This window comes from Enterobacter sp. CRENT-193 (assembly GCF_002787395.1).
Classification (GTDB): Bacteria; Pseudomonadota; Gammaproteobacteria; order Enterobacterales; family Enterobacteriaceae; genus Enterobacter; species Enterobacter hormaechei_C.
This window is the reverse complement of the sequence record NZ_CP024812.1, coordinates 1,387,250-1,404,253: the sequence shown is the minus strand read 5'-3', so window position 1 is coordinate 1,404,253 and position 17,004 is coordinate 1,387,250. Positions and strand designations below refer to the sequence as shown.

Annotated in this window: 14 protein-coding genes and 2 tRNA genes; 1 reads left to right on the top strand and 15 read right to left on the bottom strand. The window is 53.8% G+C overall.

The window, feature by feature from the left end; genetic code table 11:
- Positions 1 to 7 precede the first annotated feature (7 nt).
- From CU081_RS06940 to CU081_RS06890, 11 genes are all read right to left on the bottom strand, one after another.
- On the bottom strand, positions 8 to 1,903 hold the full coding sequence (locus tag CU081_RS06940; RefSeq protein WP_003861780.1) for a DEAD/DEAH family ATP-dependent RNA helicase: 1,896 nt from the start codon (positions 1,901 to 1,903) through the stop codon (positions 8 to 10).
- A complete protein-coding gene (yrbN, locus tag CU081_RS06935; RefSeq protein WP_097397692.1) occupies positions 1,896 to 1,976 on the bottom strand; it encodes a protein YrbN in 81 nt (26 codons plus the stop codon). The genes CU081_RS06940 and yrbN overlap by 8 nt, the downstream gene beginning before the upstream one ends.
- Before the next feature lie 107 nt (positions 1,977 to 2,083).
- Positions 2,084 to 2,968 (bottom strand): lipoprotein NlpI, encoded by an 885-nt coding sequence (nlpI, locus tag CU081_RS06930; RefSeq protein WP_003861782.1) that lies wholly within the window; start codon positions 2,966 to 2,968, stop codon positions 2,084 to 2,086.
- Positions 2,969 to 3,078: 110 nt separating this feature from the next.
- Positions 3,079 to 5,217 (bottom strand): polyribonucleotide nucleotidyltransferase, encoded by a 2,139-nt coding sequence (gene pnp / locus CU081_RS06925; RefSeq protein WP_003861786.1) that lies wholly within the window; start codon positions 5,215 to 5,217, stop codon positions 3,079 to 3,081.
- A 242-nt stretch (positions 5,218 to 5,459) separates the two neighbouring features.
- Positions 5,460 to 5,729, bottom strand: coding sequence for a 30S ribosomal protein S15 (gene rpsO, locus CU081_RS06920; protein WP_003861789.1), 270 nt, complete (start codon positions 5,727 to 5,729; stop codon positions 5,460 to 5,462).
- Positions 5,730 to 5,883: 154 nt separating this feature from the next.
- Complete coding sequence (gene truB / locus CU081_RS06915) at positions 5,884 to 6,834, bottom strand: tRNA pseudouridine(55) synthase TruB (RefSeq protein WP_003861791.1); 951 nt, start codon at positions 6,832 to 6,834, stop codon at positions 5,884 to 5,886.
- On the bottom strand, positions 6,834 to 7,238 hold the full coding sequence (gene rbfA, locus CU081_RS06910; protein ID WP_003861793.1) for a 30S ribosome-binding factor RbfA: 405 nt from the start codon (positions 7,236 to 7,238) through the stop codon (positions 6,834 to 6,836). Before rbfA ends, truB begins: the two co-directional genes overlap by 1 nt.
- A gap of 106 nt (positions 7,239 to 7,344) precedes the next feature.
- On the bottom strand, positions 7,345 to 10,032 hold the full coding sequence (gene infB / locus CU081_RS06905; RefSeq protein WP_003861796.1) for a translation initiation factor IF-2: 2,688 nt from the start codon (positions 10,030 to 10,032) through the stop codon (positions 7,345 to 7,347).
- 24 nt (positions 10,033 to 10,056) lie between these two features.
- Positions 10,057 to 11,559: a transcription termination factor NusA gene (gene nusA, locus CU081_RS06900; RefSeq protein ID WP_003861798.1), complete on the bottom strand. Its 1,503-nt coding sequence runs from the start codon at positions 11,557 to 11,559 to the stop codon at positions 10,057 to 10,059.
- 28 nt (positions 11,560 to 11,587) lie between these two features.
- Positions 11,588 to 12,040, bottom strand: coding sequence for a ribosome maturation factor RimP (gene rimP / locus CU081_RS06895; RefSeq protein ID WP_014833432.1), 453 nt, complete (start codon positions 12,038 to 12,040; stop codon positions 11,588 to 11,590).
- A gap of 207 nt (positions 12,041 to 12,247) precedes the next feature.
- A tRNA-Met gene (locus CU081_RS06890) sits at positions 12,248 to 12,324 on the bottom strand.
- Positions 12,325 to 12,611: 287 nt separating this feature from the next.
- On the opposite strand from CU081_RS06890, the gene argG reads away from it, so the two are divergent.
- On the top strand, positions 12,612 to 13,958 hold the full coding sequence (gene argG, locus CU081_RS06885) for an argininosuccinate synthase (protein WP_003861801.1): 1,347 nt from the start codon (positions 12,612 to 12,614) through the stop codon (positions 13,956 to 13,958).
- Positions 13,959 to 14,146: 188 nt separating this feature from the next.
- Here the strand turns inward: argG and CU081_RS06880 are convergent.
- From CU081_RS06880 to folP, 4 genes are all read right to left on the bottom strand, one after another.
- A tRNA-Leu gene (locus CU081_RS06880) sits at positions 14,147 to 14,233 on the bottom strand.
- A gap of 9 nt (positions 14,234 to 14,242) precedes the next feature.
- A complete protein-coding gene (secG, locus tag CU081_RS06875; RefSeq protein ID WP_003861803.1) occupies positions 14,243 to 14,575 on the bottom strand; it encodes a preprotein translocase subunit SecG in 333 nt (110 codons plus the stop codon).
- A gap of 222 nt (positions 14,576 to 14,797) precedes the next feature.
- Positions 14,798 to 16,135 (bottom strand): phosphoglucosamine mutase, encoded by a 1,338-nt coding sequence (gene glmM, locus CU081_RS06870; RefSeq protein ID WP_003861804.1) that lies wholly within the window; start codon positions 16,133 to 16,135, stop codon positions 14,798 to 14,800.
- Positions 16,128 to 16,976, bottom strand: a complete 849-nt coding sequence (gene folP, locus CU081_RS06865; RefSeq protein WP_003861807.1) for a dihydropteroate synthase — start codon at positions 16,974 to 16,976, stop codon at positions 16,128 to 16,130. Before folP ends, glmM begins: the two co-directional genes overlap by 8 nt.
- Positions 16,977 to 17,004 lie beyond the last annotated feature (28 nt).

Below are 17,004 nucleotides of genomic sequence, written 5' to 3'. Positions count from 1 at the left end.
GAAAGGCTTACGCGTCACCGAAACGACGACGGCTGGCACCTTCTTCACGGCGTGGACCACGGTTTTCGCGGCGCTCGCCGGAGAAACGACGGCCTTCACCACCGCGACCTTCGCTGCGACCGCCTTCACGACGCTCGCCACCGAAACCGCGACCACCGCCACGACGTTCGCCGCCACGGTCAGGACGTGGCTGTGCATCGCCCAGCAGCTGCATGTTCATCGGCTTGTTCAGGATGCGGGTGCGAGTAAAGTGTTGCAGTACTTCGCCCGGCATGCCTTTTGGCAGCTCGATGGTGGAGTGGGAACCGAACAGCTTGATGTTACCAATGTAACGGCTGCTGATGTCGCCTTCGTTAGCGATCGCGCCAACGATGTGACGAACTTCAACACCATCATCACGGCCCACTTCAATGCGATACAGTTCCATTTCGCCAGCGTCACGACGCTCGCGACGTGGACGGTCTTCACCACCACGCTCTGGACGGTCACCGCGTGGACCACGGTCGTTACGGTCGCCACGACGTTCGAAACGATCGTCACGGTCACGGAACTCACGCTTAGGACGCATCGGCGCATCAGGTGGCACGATCAGGCTACGTTCGCCCTGCGCCATTTTCAGCAGTGCTGCGGCCAGGGTTTCCATGTCCAGCTCTTCGCCTTCAGCGACAGGCTGGATCTGGGACAGCAGTGCACGGTACTGATCCAGATCGCTGCTTTCCAGCTGCTGCTGTACTTTCGCGGCGAATTTTTCCAGACGGCGTTTGCCCAGCAGTTCTGCGTTTGGCAGCTCAGCTTCTGGAATGGTCAGCTTCATGGTGCGTTCAATGTTACGCAGCAGACGACGCTCGCGGTTCTCAACGAACAGCAGCGCACGGCCCGCACGCCCCGCACGACCGGTACGGCCGATACGGTGAACGTAAGACTCGGAGTCCATTGGGATATCGTAGTTTACAACCAGGCTGATACGCTCAACGTCCAGGCCACGTGCTGCCACGTCGGTTGCAATCAGGATATCCAGACGACCGTCTTTCAGACGCTCCAGAGTCTGCTCACGCAGGGCCTGGTTCATGTCGCCGTTCAGCGCTGCGCTGTTGTAGCCGCTACGCTCCAGGGCTTCAGCCACTTCCAGGGTCGCGTTTTTGGTACGAACGAAGATAATCGCCGCATCAAAATCTTCCGCTTCCAGGAAACGCACCAGCGCTTCGTTTTTGCGCATGCCGTATACAGACCAGTAGCTCTGGCTGATGTCCGGGCGAGTGGTCACGCTGGACTGAATGCGCACTTCCTGCGGCTCTTTCATGAAGCGGCGGGTAATGCGACGGATCGCTTCTGGCATAGTTGCAGAGAACAGAGCGGTCTGATGACCTTCCGGGATCTGCGCCATGATGGTTTCTACGTCTTCGATGAAGCCCATACGCAGCATTTCATCGGCTTCGTCCAGTACCAGGCCGCTCAGTTTAGAGAGATCCAGGGTACCGCGCTTCAGGTGATCCAGCAGACGGCCCGGCGTACCGACAACAATCTGTGGACCCTGGCGCAGGGCGCGTAACTGCACGTCATAACGCTGGCCGCCGTACAGGGCTACCACGTTTACGCCGCGCATATGTTTAGAGAATTCCGTCATGGCTTCAGCAACCTGAACAGCCAGTTCACGGGTTGGAGCCAGGACGAGGATCTGCGGCGCGCGCAGGTCCGGATCAATGTTGTTCAGCAGCGGCAGCGAGAATGCTGCGGTTTTACCGCTACCAGTCTGGGCCATGCCCAGCACGTCACGACCAGAAAGCAGGTGTGGGATACACTCAGCCTGGATCGGAGATGGTTTTTCGTAACCCAGATCGTTAAGGGCTTCAAGGATAGGAGCCTTCAGGCCCAGATCTGCAAAAGTGGTTTCGAATTCAGCCATGTAGTACAAGTGCCTCGATATTAATGGCGGCCAGTCTACTTAGCTCATCGTGAAAATGATTAGCAATTTTCATTGAAAAGTGTGAACCGGCTCAAATTAGGTGTATTGACGAACAACAACGCCCTCACCAGTGAAGGTGATGGCAATCAAAAGATTACGGGCTGATGTTTATGTCGTCAGCTATTGCTGGTCCGATTCTGCCAGGTCGTCTTGCTCCTGGCCCAAGAGCGATAATTCCAACAATGCATAACGGTGCTCAACGAAGTTATGTACGTTGTTAGCAACCGCTAATTTGAACAGTGCCGTAGCGCTGTCCATATCCCCCAGACTTAGGTAGTACTTACCTAAATAGAAGTTGGTTTCACTGAGATGCTCAGCGAGCGAGGTGTTATCCGTTGCGTCCGCCTTGAGGCGTTCCATCAGCGTTGCTTCGCTAATGTTGCCCAGGTAGAACTCGACAATGTTCCATCCCCACTGTTCCTTGTCCGATTTCTCGAAGCGCTGTTTCAGTGCTTCTTTGGCCTGCTTCTCATCAAGCTTCTGCTCAACGATGTAAAGCCACAGGCTGCGGAAAGGATCATTAGGATCGTCTTGATAAAACGCCAGCAGATCATCTTGCGCTAACTTATCACGTCCGCCGTAATACAATGCGATACCGCGATTCAAGTGCGCGTAGTTGTAAGTTGGATCAAGCTCAAGTACAGAATCAAACGCTTCATAGGCAGCATCAAAATTGCCTGCCTGCGTTAAATAAATGCCTAAGTAATTGAATACTTCAGGCATATCAGGTCGAATCGCCAGCGCTTGTGAAAAATCATTTCGCGCCAGTGCCCTCAGACCGAGACTATCATACAACACTCCGCGCTCATATAAAAGCTGTGCGCGTTCGTCATCGGTTAAAGCCCGACTGGCAAGTATTTGTTCCATGCGTGCCAGAATGACTTCCTGCTGCAAAGTCGGTTGCAATGGCACTGCGAGGACTTCGCTCTTACGCCAGGCAGAGTTGCTGCATCCTGCCAGCGTTAAAGCTGTCGCAACGAAACACCAGCGCAAAAAAGGCTTCATTTCCCACTCCCGAAGACAACTATTGGATGAACGTCCTGTCCCCCGGCGGCTTAACAAGGCGTCCTGCCTGATAATAAGCCCTCCGCCTGCGCGGAGGGCAAATGGCAACCTTACTCGCCTTGCTGTTCAGCAGCCGGAGCTTCCGGCGCCGCAGCAGGCTGAGACTGCTCGGTTGCTTCTTTAATGCTCAGACGGATACGGCCCTGGCGGTCAACTTCCAGAACTTTCACCGGTACTTCCTGACCCATTTGCAGGTAATCGGTCACTTTCTCAACGCGCTTGTCAGCGATCTGAGAGATGTGTACCAGACCTTCTTTACCGCCACCGATGGCAACGAATGCGCCAAAGTCAACGATACGGGTCACTTTACCATTGTAGATACGGCCCACTTCGATTTCTGCCGTGATCTCTTCGATACGACGGATAGCGTATTTCGCTTTCTCGCCGTCGGTTGCTGCGATCTTCACAGTACCGTCATCTTCGATTTCGATGGTGGTGCCCGTTTCTTCGGTCAGTGCACGGATAACGGAACCGCCCTTACCGATAACATCTTTGATCTTGTCTGGATTGATCTTGATGGTGTGAATACGCGGAGCGAATTCAGAGATATCACCGCGTGGCGCGTTGATAGCCTGTTCCATCACGCCCAGGATGTGCAGACGCGCACCTTTAGCCTGGTTCAGAGCAACCTGCATGATCTCTTTGGTGATACCTTCAATTTTGATATCCATCTGCAAAGCAGAGATACCGTCGCGGGAACCCGCCACTTTGAAGTCCATATCACCCAGGTGGTCTTCATCACCCAGAATGTCAGACAGAACAACGTAGTTGTCGCCTTCTTTCACCAGACCCATTGCGATACCCGCAACGGCGGCTTTAATTGGCACGCCTGCATCCATCAGCGCCAGAGAAGCACCACACACGGAAGCCATGGAAGAAGAACCGTTGGATTCAGTGATTTCAGACACCACACGTACGGTGTACGGGAATTTGTCTGCTTCTGGCATCACTGCCAGCACGCCGCGCTTCGCCAGACGACCGTGACCAATTTCACGACGCTTCGGTGAGCCAACCATACCGGTTTCGCCCACAGAGTACGGAGGGAAGTTGTAGTGGAACAGGAAGCTGTCAGTGCGCTCGCCCATCAGTTCGTCGATGATCTGTGCGTCACGTGCAGTACCCAGAGTCGCGGTTACCAGCGCCTGCGTTTCACCACGGGTGAACAGCGCAGAACCGTGAGTACGTGGCAGTACGCCAGTACGCACGTCCAGACCACGGATCATGTCTTTTTCACGGCCATCAATACGCGGCTCGCCTGCCAGTACGCGGCTACGAACAACGTTTTTCTCGATGGCATGCAGGATTTCGCCAATTTCGTTAGCGTCCAGCGTTTCGTCTTCGGCAACCAGGGTCGCGGTCACTTCAGATTTGATCACATCAACCTGAGCATAGCGCTCCTGTTTGTCGGTGATGCGGTATGCGTCGCTCAGACGAGATTCTGCCAGTGCAGCAACGCGTGCGTTCAGCGCGTCGTTTGCCGCTTCTGGCTGCCAGTCCCAGCGTGGTTTACCGGCTTCTTTCACCAGGTCGTTGATGTTCTGGATAACAACCTGCTGCTGGTCGTGGCCGAAGACCACAGCGCCCAGCATCTGGTCTTCGCTCAGCAGTTCAGCTTCGGATTCAACCATCAGCACCGCGGCTTCAGTACCGGCGACAACCAGGTCCAGCTTACTCTCTTTCAGCTCTTCCTGAGTTGGGTTCAGCACGTACTGATCATTGATGTAACCCACGCGCGCAGCACCGATTGGACCATTGAATGGAATACCAGACAGTGACAGGGCAGCAGACGCACCGATCATCGCAACGATGTCCGGGTTAACCTGCGGGTTAACGGAAACAACGGTTGCGATAACCTGCACTTCGTTCACGAAGCCTTCCGGGAACAGCGGACGAACCGGGCGGTCAATCAGACGCGCGATCAGGGTTTCGCCTTCGCTTGGACGGCCTTCACGACGGAAGAAGCCACCTGGGATTTTACCGGCAGCGTAGGTACGCTCCTGGTAGTTAACGGTCAGCGGGAAGAAGTCCTGACCTGGTTTAGCTTTTTTCTGGCCAACTACGGTAACGAATACAGCAGTGTCATCCATGCTTACCATAACGGCAGCAGTAGCCTGACGCGCCATCATGCCGGTTTCCAGCGTGACGGTATGCTGACCATACTGGAATTTACGAACGATCGGATTCAGCAAAGTTCTGTCCTTTCTTAAATGTTTGAAAGCACACCTCAGGTGTGCTGACGATTTAACCCGACCTTCTTCGCATCCTCGCGACTAATGACAACCGACACCCCCATGGGTGAAGCCTCTCATTAGCCGCGCGAACCTCTGCAATGAAGATCATTTATAGCAACAATACAATAGTTTCCATTGAATTGCTGCCGTCTGGTTGAAAAAAGGGGCCATCAGGCCCCCTTTTCTGAAACTCGCAAGAATTAGCGACGCAGACCCAGACGCTCGATCAGCGCGGTGTAGCGTGCAACATCTTTACGCTTCAGGTAGTCGAGCAGTTTACGACGCTGAGAAACCATACGCAGCAGACCACGACGGCTGTGGTGATCTTTTTTGTGCTCTGCAAAGTGACCTTGCAGGTGGTTAATCTGTGCAGTCAGCAGTGCAACCTGAACTTCGGTAGAACCGCTGTCGTTAGTACCACGACCAAACTCAGAAACGATTTTAGCTTTAGCTTCAACGCTTAGAGACATTTTCAAACTCCAAAGTATAAAGAATGTAAGGATGCCGATCTCTAATTCAGCTATCCCATGTACGCCCCGCAGATTGTTAAACAATTTACCAGGCGTTAAGCGGCGATATTCTACTCGTCTCCCCTGCTTATCGCAAGGTAAGGTGTTATCACCGTCACGCTTCAACCGGATATTCGACGACCAGACGACGCGGCGCCACACGCCCTTCGCCGTCCATTTCGCCCATACCGATGAATTTCCCTTCGTCACCTTCCGTCACGCGTACCAGGCCCTCAAGCGGTGCCCCCGTTGTGCGAACCGGGTTTCCATTCTTAAAGTAAACGGACGATGTTAAAGGAAGATTAACAACCGGGAAGTCCACTGCCGGACTGTCCATTGGCATCAGCAGCGGGTCCAGCAGATCGGCCGGCGCAACGCCCTGCGCTTGCGCCTGCTCAATCAGGGCGTGCAGATGCTCAAGCGTCACCATGCGTTCGACCGGATATTTGCTGACAGCCAGACGACGCAGATAAATCACATGCGCGCCGCAGCCCAGCTTTTCACCGAGGTCATCAATGATGGTGCGGATATAGGTCCCTTTCGAACAGTGTACTTCCAGCTCGAGTTCATCACCTTCGTGACGAATGAACAGCAGCTCATACACGGTAATCGGACGAGCTTCGCGCGGAACCTCAATGCCCTGACGTGCATATTCGTAGAGCTTTTTGCCCTGATATTTCAGCGCCGAATACATCGACGGCACCTGTAGCGTATCACCACGGAAGCTGTCCAGCGCCGCATCAAGTTGCTCTGCGCTGAAGGTCACCGGGCGCTCTTCCACCACCTGGCCATCTGCATCGGAGGTATCCGTGCGCTGGCCCAGTTTGGCAATCACGCGGTAGCGCTTATCGGAATCCAGCAGGTACTGGGAAAACTTTGTCGCTTCCCCCAGGCAGATCGGCAGCATGCCGGTTGCCAGCGGATCCAGCGCGCCAGTGTGCCCTGCTCGGTTGGCGTTATAAATACGCTTCACTTTTTGCAGCACGTCGTTGCTGGATGCGCCCTGTGGTTTATCCAGCAAGAGCACGCCATGCACGTCACGACCGCGACGACGAGGACGACTCATCAGTCCTCCTTGCTGTCGTCCGCCGGGTTAACACGACGCTCATCGTCATGTTTCACCACGCTGGTCACCAGGTTGGACATACGCATACCTTCAACCAGCGAGTTGTCGTAGAAGAAGGTCAGCTCTGGCACGATACGCAGGCGCATCGCTTTGCCAAGCAGAGAGCGAATGAAACCAGAGGCTTCCTGCAACGCTTTAATGCCGTTCTTCACAGCGTCTTCATCCTGGTCATTCAGGAAAGTTACAAACACTTTGGCGTACGCCAGGTCGCGGGACATTTCCACGCCAGACACGGTGGTCATCATACCCACGCGTGGATCTTTGATTTCACGTTGCAGAATGAGAGCGATCTCTTTCTGCATCTCCTGCGCGACGCGCTGTGGGCGACCAAATTCTTTCGCCATAATAAATTCTCCAGACAAAAAAGGGGCTTAAGCCCCTTTTTAAAATTACTGCCGGGTGGCGCTTCGCTTACCCGGCCTACGCTCATTAATCTTCTGTTGAAGAAGATTACGCGATGGTACGCTGAATTTCGATGATCTCGAACACTTCGATCATATCGCCAACGCGAACGTCGTTGTAGTTCTTCACGCCGATACCACATTCCATGCCGTTACGGACTTCGTTAACGTCATCTTTAAAGCGGCGCAGGGATTCCAGCTCGCCTTCGTAGATAACCACGTTGTCACGCAGTACGCGGATTGGGTTGTGACGCTTGATGGTCCCTTCGGTAACCATACAGCCCGCGATCGCACCGAATTTCGGTGATTTGAACACGTCACGTACTTCAGCCAGACCGATGATCTGCTGTTTCAGCTCAGGAGACAGCATGCCGCTCATCGCTGCTTTCACTTCGTCAATCAGGTTATAGATGACGGAGTAGTAACGCAGATCCAGGCTTTCAGCATCAATCACTTTACGCGCAGATGCGTCAGCACGAACGTTGAAGCCAACCAGGATCGCGTTGGAAGCTGCTGCCAGAGTTGCGTCGGTTTCGGTGATACCACCTACGCCAGAACCGATGATCTTCACTTTCACTTCGTCGGTAGACAGTTTCAGCAAGGAGTCGGAGATCGCTTCCACAGAACCCTGAACGTCCGCTTTCAGAACAACGTTCACTTCGTGAACTTCGCCTTCGGTCATGTTGGCGAACATATTCTCGAGTTTAGATTTCTGCTGACGAGCCAGCTTCACTTCACGGAATTTACCCTGACGATACAGAGCGACTTCACGCGCTTTCTTCTCGTCACGTACGACGGTTACTTCGTCACCGGCAGCCGGAACACCGGACAGCCCCAGGATTTCCACTGGAATGGACGGACCCGCTTCCAGCACTTCCTGACCCAGTTCGTTACGCATCGCGCGAACGCGACCGTATTCGAAACCACACAGAACGATGTCGCCCTTGTGCAGAGTACCTTCGCGAACCAGAACGGTTGCAACCGGACCACGACCTTTATCCAGGAAGGATTCGATTACCGCGCCGCTCGCCATACCTTTACGAACCGCTTTCAGCTCCAGAACTTCAGCCTGAAGCAGGATGGCGTTCAGCAGGTCGTCGATACCGGTACCCGCTTTTGCAGATACAGGGATGAACTGTGCTTCACCGCCCCACTCTTCCGGCATAACGCCGTACTGGGACAGTTCGTTCTTCACGCGATCCATATCGGCTTCTGGCTTATCGATTTTGTTGACTGCAACAACCAGAGGCACCTGCGCCGCTTTCGCGTGCTGGATAGCTTCAATGGTCTGCGGCATCACGCCATCGTCGGCAGCAACAACCAGAACAACGATATCCGTTGCCTGAGCACCACGAGCACGCATTGAGGTAAACGCTGCGTGGCCTGGGGTATCCAGGAAGGTGATCATGCCGTTTTCGGTTTCTACGTGGTAAGCACCGATGTGCTGGGTAATACCACCCGCTTCGCCGGAGGCAACCTTAGTAGAACGAATGTAGTCAAGCAGAGAGGTTTTACCGTGGTCAACGTGACCCATGATGGTCACAACCGGTGCGCGCGGTTCAGCCGCTGCGCCCGTATCACGGTCGCTCATTACTGCTTCTTCCAGCTCGTTTTCACGACGCAGGATAACTTTGTGGCCCATCTCTTCGGCAACCAGCTGTGCGGTTTCCTGGTCGATGACCTGGTTAATGGTGGCCATTGCGCCCAGTTTCATCATCGCTTTGATGACCTGAGAGCCTTTCACCGCCATTTTGTTAGCCAGTTCGCCAACGGTGATAGTTTCGCCGATCACAACGTCACGGTTAACGGCCTGAGCAGGCTTCTGGAAGCCCTGCTGGAGAGCGGAACCTTTACGCTTGCCGCCTTTACCGCCGCGAACCGCTGCACGCGCTTCTTCACGGTCAGCTTTTGATTCAGCGTGTTTGTTACCTTTTTTCGCAGGACGCGCAGCTTTTGCACTGCGAGTACGACCACGACCACCTTCTACTTCGCGGTCGTTGTCGTCTTCTGCCTGACGCGCATGCTGAGACGTGGTGACGTGATAATCGCTGGTATCTTCAGTTGGTTCAGCAGTATTCACACCATTCTTCTCGTTTTCTTCTGCCATGCGACGCGCTTCTTCGGCGACGCGGCGAGCTTCTTCTTCAAGCTTGCGGCGGGCTTCTTCTTCCGCTTTACGCTTCAGCTCGGCAGCTTCATTTTCACGGCGGGCTTTTTCAGCCTGGGCAGTTTTGGTCATTTCGTCGGTCTGTTGATTGCTCACTTTGTCTTTTTCCGCAGCGTCACGCTTCGCTTTTTCACCGGCGTCGCGTTTCGCTTTTTCTGCGGCCTCACGTTCAGCTTTTAATTCTGCTTCACGTTTGGCAGTGGCTTCTGCCTCACGCTGAGCTTGTTCTTCCGCTTCACGCTGTGCCTGCTCTTCCGCGGCAAGGCGTTCTGCCTCTTGCGGATCACGTTTTACAAAGGTGCGCGTCTTGCGGACTTCAATTTGTACCGACTTGCTTTTGCCACCGGTACCAGGGATGTTCAACGTGCTACGCGTTTTACGCTGTAGCGTTAACTTGTCAGGCGTAGAGCCGTGTTCACGGTTCAGGTGCGCTAACAAGGTTTGTTTTTCTTGCGCGGTCACCGAGTCATCAGCGGACTTCGGGATCCCTGCATCAGCAAATTGCTGTACCAGGCGGTCCACGGAGGTCTGAATCTCAGCAGCCAGCGATTTTACAGTTACATCAGTCATGCTGTTCCTTCCTGCTACAGTTTATTACGCTTCGTCGCCGAACCAGCAAATATTACGTGCGGCCATGATGAGTTCGCCGGCTTTCTCGTCGGTTAAACCTTCGATATCGGCCAGGTCATCAACGCCTTGCTCAGCGAGATCTTCCAGCGTACAAACACCACGGGCAGCCAGCTTGAACGCAATCGCACGATCAAGACCTTCCAGATTCAGCAGGTCATCAGCCGGCTTCTTATCGCCAAGGCTTTCTTCCTGAGCCAGCGCCAGGGTGGTCAGTGCGTTTTTAGCGCGTTCACGCAGGGCTTCAACGGTTGGTTCATCCAGACCGTCAATTTCCAGCAGCTCTTTCATTGGCACGTAGGCCAGTTCTTCCAGCGTAGAGAAACCTTCTTCAACCAGCACAGTGGCGAAGTCTTCGTCAATGTCCAGGTATTTGGTGAAGGTATCGATCGCCGCGTGGGCTTCAGCCTGATGCTTGGCCTGAAGGTCATCAACGGTCATCACGTTGAGTTCCCAGCCGCTCAGCTGTGACGCCAGACGTACGTTCTGACCGTTACGGCCAATCGCCTGCGCCAGATTGCCCGCTTCTACAGCGATATCCATGGTGTGTTTGTCTTCGTCAACAACGATAGACGCCACATCAGCCGGTGCCATTGCGTTGATCACGAACTGCGCCGGGTTGTCGTCCCACAGAACGATATCAATGCGCTCGCCGCCCAGTTCGGTAGAAACCGCCTGAACACGTGCGCCACGCATACCGACGCAAGCACCGACCGGGTCGATACGCTTGTCGTTGGTTTTCACCGCAATTTTCGCACGGGAACCCGGATCGCGGGCCGCCGCTTTGATTTCGATAACTTCTTCGCCGATTTCCGGCACTTCGATACGGAACAGTTCAACCAGCATTTCTGGTTTAGAACGCGTCACGAACAGCTGTGCACCACGCGCTTCAGGACGTACGGCATACAGCACACCACGAATACGGTCGCCTGGGCGGAAGTTTTCACGCGGCAGCATGTCTTCGCGCAGGATGACGGCTTCAGCGTTACCCGGCAGTCCTTCGGATTTGATCTCCAGAGAGATGTTGTCGCGGTTCACTTTCTTCACCACGCCAGTGATGATTTCGCCTTCCTGATCGCGGAACTGATCGACAACCAGCGCGCGCTCGGCTTCGCGAACTTTCTGCACGATAACCTGCTTCGCGGTCTGGGTGGTGATACGGTCGAAGGTAACAGATTCAATCTGATCTTCAACGTAGTCACCCACGTTCAGACTTTCGTCTTCAAAACGTGCCGCTTCCAGGGTGATCTCTTTGGTCGGTTGGGTCACTTCTTCAACGATTACCCAACGACGGAATGTATCGAAGTCACCGCTTTTACGATCGATTTCTACGCGAACATCGATCTCTTGTTCGTATTTTTTCTTGGTTGCTGTAGCCAGTGCACTTTCCAGCGCTTCGAAAATCTTCTCACGCGGCAGTGATTTCTCGTTGGAGACGGCTTCAACAACAGCCAAAATTTCTTTGTTCATCGCGGGCTTTTCACCTCAATCCAGACTGTTAAAAGTGGGGAACCAGGTTCGCCTTCTGGATATTACTCAGCGCGAACACTTCATCTTTGCCTTCGACTGTCACCGTGATCATTTCACCATCAACGGCTTTGATAATTCCCTGCCATTTACGGCGGTTCTGTACGGCCATACGCAGAACGAGAGCCACTTCTTCACCGGTAAAGCGCACGTAGTGCTCGGCCGTGAACATCGGACGATCGAGGCCAGGTGAGGAAACTTCCAGGTTGTACGCAACGGTAATCGGATCTTCAACATCAAGAACCGCACTCACCTGGTGGCTGACATCAGCACAATCATCAACATTGATGCCATCTTCACTATCAATATAGATGCGCAGTGTGGATGTACGGCCGCGAACGAATTCGATGCCGACCAGTTCGTAGCCCAGTGCTTCGACCGGCGCAGTAATCATCTCTGTTAATTTTTGCTCTAATGTGGACAAGCCCACCCCCAAGACATAAAAAAAGGGCGTAAAGCCCAGTTATTCTGTAGTCAGATAACAAAAAACCCCGATAAATCGGGGCTTTAGATAACTGAACCCTATAGCCACAACTGTGGCCTGGAGCACTCTCCGAAAGCATTTTTTCAAATCCAGCTACGAAGGCTCTAAGTCTTCACAGTATATTTGAAAAAGAACTTTATGGGAAAGTGGTTGCGGGGGCCGGATTTGAACCGACGACCTTCGGGTTATGAGCCCGACGAGCTACCAGGCTGCTCCACCCCGCGCCTGAAACGTGGCAAATTCTACGCGTTTTGGACAGAATTTGCAAATAATGCTGGGATTTGGTACCGAAGACGGGACGTAAAATCGGCATTCAGTATATTGATAGTTGACCCCACCTGTCAACCCAACTTCGGCCAGGGCAATAAAAGGGAAATTTTTACAAAAAAACGCACACGTCTCTTTCGGTCGTCGATAAAAGATGATTAAATGAATACTCACTTATTTTGCATAAACATGCATCGAGAGCGAAAGCGGTCTCTAATCAGTCAATCAAGCAGGGTTTTATTATATGACGACGATTCTCAAGCATCTCCCGGTAGGACAACGTATTGGCATCGCTTTTTCAGGCGGCCTGGATACCAGCGCTGCACTGCTGTGGATGCGCCAGAAGGGAGCGGTTCCTTATGCATATACTGCGAACCTGGGTCAGCCGGACGAGGAAGATTATGACGCGATCCCTCGTCGTGCCATGGAATATGGCGCAGAGAACGCACGTCTGATCGACTGCCGTAAGCAGCTGGTCGCCGAAGGGATTGCCGCGATCCAGTGCGGTGCTTTCCATAACACTACCGGCGGCCTGACCTATTTCAATACCACCCCGCTGGGTCGTGCCGTCACCGGCACTATGCTGGTCGCCGCCATGAAAGAAGATGGCGTGAACATCTGGGGGGACGGTAGCACCTATAAAGGCAACGATATTGAACGTTTCTATCGTTATGGCCTGCTGACCAACGCCGAGTTGCAGATCTACAAACCGTGGCTGGATACCGACTTCATCGACGAGCTGGGTGGCCGTCATGAAATGTCTGAGTTTATGATTGCCTGCGGCTTTGACTACAAGATGTCGGTTGAGAAAGCCTACTCAACCGACTCCAACATGCTGGGTGCGACGCATGAAGCGAAAGACCTGGAATTCCTGAATTCCAGCGTAAAAATTGTTAACCCGATCATGGGCGTGAAGTTCTGGGATGAGAACGTTAAGATCCCGGCGGAAGAAGTGGCCGTGCGTTTCGAACGTGGTCATCCGGTTGCCCTGAACGGTAAAACGTTCTCCGACGATGTTGAACTGATGCTGGAAGCAAACCGCATCGGCGGTCGTCACGGGCTGGGTATGAGCGATCAGATCGAAAACCGTATCATCGAAGCAAAAAGCCGCGGCATTTACGAAGCTCCAGGGATGGCGCTGCTGCACATCGCTTATGAGCGTCTGCTGACCGGTATTCACAACGAAGACACCATTGAGCAGTATCACGCTCATGGCCGTCAGCTGGGCAAACTGCTGTATCAGGGTCGCTGGTTTGATCCACAGGCGCTGATGCTGCGTGACGCCCTGCAACGTTGGGTGGCAAGCGCCATCACCGGCGAAGTGACCCTGGAACTGCGTCGCGGTAACGACTACTCCATCCTGAACACCGTGTCTGACAACCTGACCTATAAAGCAGAGCGTCTGACCATGGAGAAAGGTGAGTCAGTATTCTCTCCGGACGATCGTATTGGCCAGCTGACCATGCGTAACCTGGACATCACCGATACCCGTGAGAAGCTGTTCAACTATGTTGAGAATGGCCTGCTCTCCGCGAATTCCGGTAATGGTCTGCCGCAGGTTGAGAACCTGGAACACAGCGATAAGAAGTAATCGACAGCAAGACATGCAAAAGGCGCCCAATGGGCGCCTTTTTTGTGGTCTTCGTAGGCCCGGTAAGCGCAGCGCCACCGGGCAAAACGGCGGGTGGCGCTGCGCTTACCCGCCCTACAATAGATCGGAAACACAGAATATAGAGACGAAAAAAAAAGACGTCTTGCGACGTCTTTCTTCTGGAATATTGGTACCGAGGATGGGACTCGAACCCACAAGCCCGTTAGGGCACTACCACCTCAAGGTAGCGTGTCTACCAATTCCACCACCTCGGTACGGAATACTTACTGCGGGATATCGCTGGTTGGCTTAGCCGGTGCAGCTGGCTGAGTTTGCTCAGTTTTTGCTGGCGCGCTCAGATTTTCCCACTCGCTTCCTTTACTGGTCTTGTTGCTGTTGATATTGCCCAGCACCAGACTGATAATGAAGAACAGCGTAGCCAGAATCGCCGTCGTGCGGGTCATGAAGTTCGCAGAACCACTTGAACCGAACAGCGTACCGGAAGCGCCTGCTCCGAAGGAGGCTCCCATATCAGCGCCTTTACCTTGCTGTAGCATAATCAGCGCTACGAGAGCGATGGCTACAATAAGGAAAATAACTAAAAGAGCTTCGTACATAATCAACCTGTTCCTTGCGGATTTGCCGCATACCAATGCTTCGACCAATTAGCAGGATTTTGTTTCCCACTGAAGCGGGTGTGAATACTAACCAAAGCGAATCACCTTCGCAAGGGCATTTTCGAGGCATTGTATCAACTGCGGAAAAAAACAGCAAAAAGCCATTAATTGTTTAAAACAAAGGCGGCAAACGCCGCCTTTTTAAACACTTATTCTGAAAGATTATGCAGCTTTGACTGCATCCGCAATGCGGTGCGCAAATTCAGTCACCTGCGCTTCGTCTTCGCCTTCCACCATCACGCGGATCAGCGGCTCGGTACCCGACTTACGCAGCAGGACGCGCCCACGGCTGCCAAGCGTCGCTTCCACCTCTGCCATCACCGCTTTCACGTTATCATTTTCCAGCGGGTCACCTTTACCCGCGGTGAAACGCACGTTGACCAGGATCTGCGGGAACATTTTCATGCCGCTGCACAGATCGTGCAGGCTCATATGGTTACGCGCCATCGCGGCAACAACCTGAAGCGCCGCCACAATGCCGTCACCGGTGGTGGTTTTATCGAGCAGGATCACGTGGCCGGAGTTTTCCGCGCCAATACGCCAGCCTTTCTCCTGGAGTTTTTCCAGCACGTAGCGGTCACCCACCTTCGCACGAACAAACGGGATGCCCAGCTGTTTCAGCGCCAGCTCCAGACCCATATTGCTCATCAAAGTGCCCACCGCGCCACCGCGCAGTTGCCCCTGACGCAGGCCTTCACGCGCAATGATGTAGAGGATCTGATCGCCATCGACCTTGTTACCTTCGTGATCAACCATGATCACACGGTCACCATCGCCATCCAGGGCAATACCCAGATCGGCCTTTTCAGCCAGGACACGCGCTTGCAAGGCACGCACGTCTGTCGCGCCAACTTCTTCGTTGATGTTCAGACCGTCCGGCTCGCAGCCGATAGTGATCACTTTCGCACCCAGCTCGCGGAACACATTCGGCGCAATGTGGTAAGTCGCACCGTTTGCACAGTCCACCACAATTTTGAGGTGTGCCAGGCTCAGTTCATTCGGGAAAGTGCCTTTGCAGAATTCAATGTAGCGGCCTGCGGCATCGACAATACGGTTGGCTTTACCCAGCTCAGCGGAGTCAACACAGGTGATCTCTTTTTCCATTTCCGCTTCAATCGCCTCTTCCACGTCATCCGGCAGTTTGGTGCCGTCGATGGAGAAGAATTTGATACCGTTGTCATAGAACGGGTTATGGGAAGCGGAAATGACGATGCCCGCTTCCGCACGGAAGGTGCGGGTCAGATAGGCAACAGCAGGAGTCGGCATTGGCCCCGTAAAGGAAGCTGAAAGCCCCGCCGCCGCCAGCCCGGCTTCCAGCGCGGATTCCAGCATATAACCCGAAATACGGGTATCTTTACCAATAATGATCTTACGGGAGCCATGACGCGCCAGCACTTTCCCCGCTGCCCAGCCCAGCTTCAGGACAAAGTCAGGGGTAATTGGCGCATCGCCTACGCGCCCACGGATGCCATCGGTACCAAAATATTTACGATTACTCATAGCGTTTGTTTTCCTTCGCTGCCAGTGTGGCTTCCACCACACGCATGGCTTCTACTGTTTCTTTTACGTCATGGACGCGAATGATGTGTGCACCTTGCATCGCGGCAATCACCGCGCAGGCCAGACTGCCGCTCAGACGTTCGCTCGGCCCGACATTCAACAACTGACCAATCATCGATTTTCTCGACATTCCCACCAGCAGTGGCAGGCCGAACTGATGAAACTCTGATAAGCGCGCAAGCAACGCGTAATTGTGTGAGAGATTTTTACCGAAACCGAAGCCCGGGTCGAGCAGCAATTTCTCTTTTGCGATACCCGCACGTTCACAGCGTTCGATATGCTCAATAAAGAAGCGGGTGACGTCGGCAAACACGTCTTCATATTTTGGCGCCTCCTGCATTGTCTTAGGCTGGCCCTGCATATGCATCAGACACACCGGTAGCCCGGTTTCTGCGGCGGCTTCAATCGCGCCCGGCTCGGTCAGCGAGCGGATATCATTGATAATGTGAGCGCCCACTCTCGCCACTTCACGGATCACTTCGGGTTTGGAGGTATCAACAGAGATCCACACTTCAAAGCGCCGTGCGATAGCCTCCACCACCGGCACCACGCGCGCCAGCTCTTCTTCCACCGAAACCTCCGCCGCGCCAGGCCGCGTTGACTCCCCTCCAACGTCAATGATGGTGGCACCCGCGTTAATCATTAAATTCGCGTGTTTAACCGCGTCGATAAGCGAATTATGCGTGCCGCCGTCAGAGAAGGAATCAGGCGTGACATTCAGGATCCCCATCACATGGGGATGTGAAAGGTCGAGATGCGAGTCCTGGGCGAATAGTTTCATGGTGAAGTCCCTGGGATTAATGTGGTTA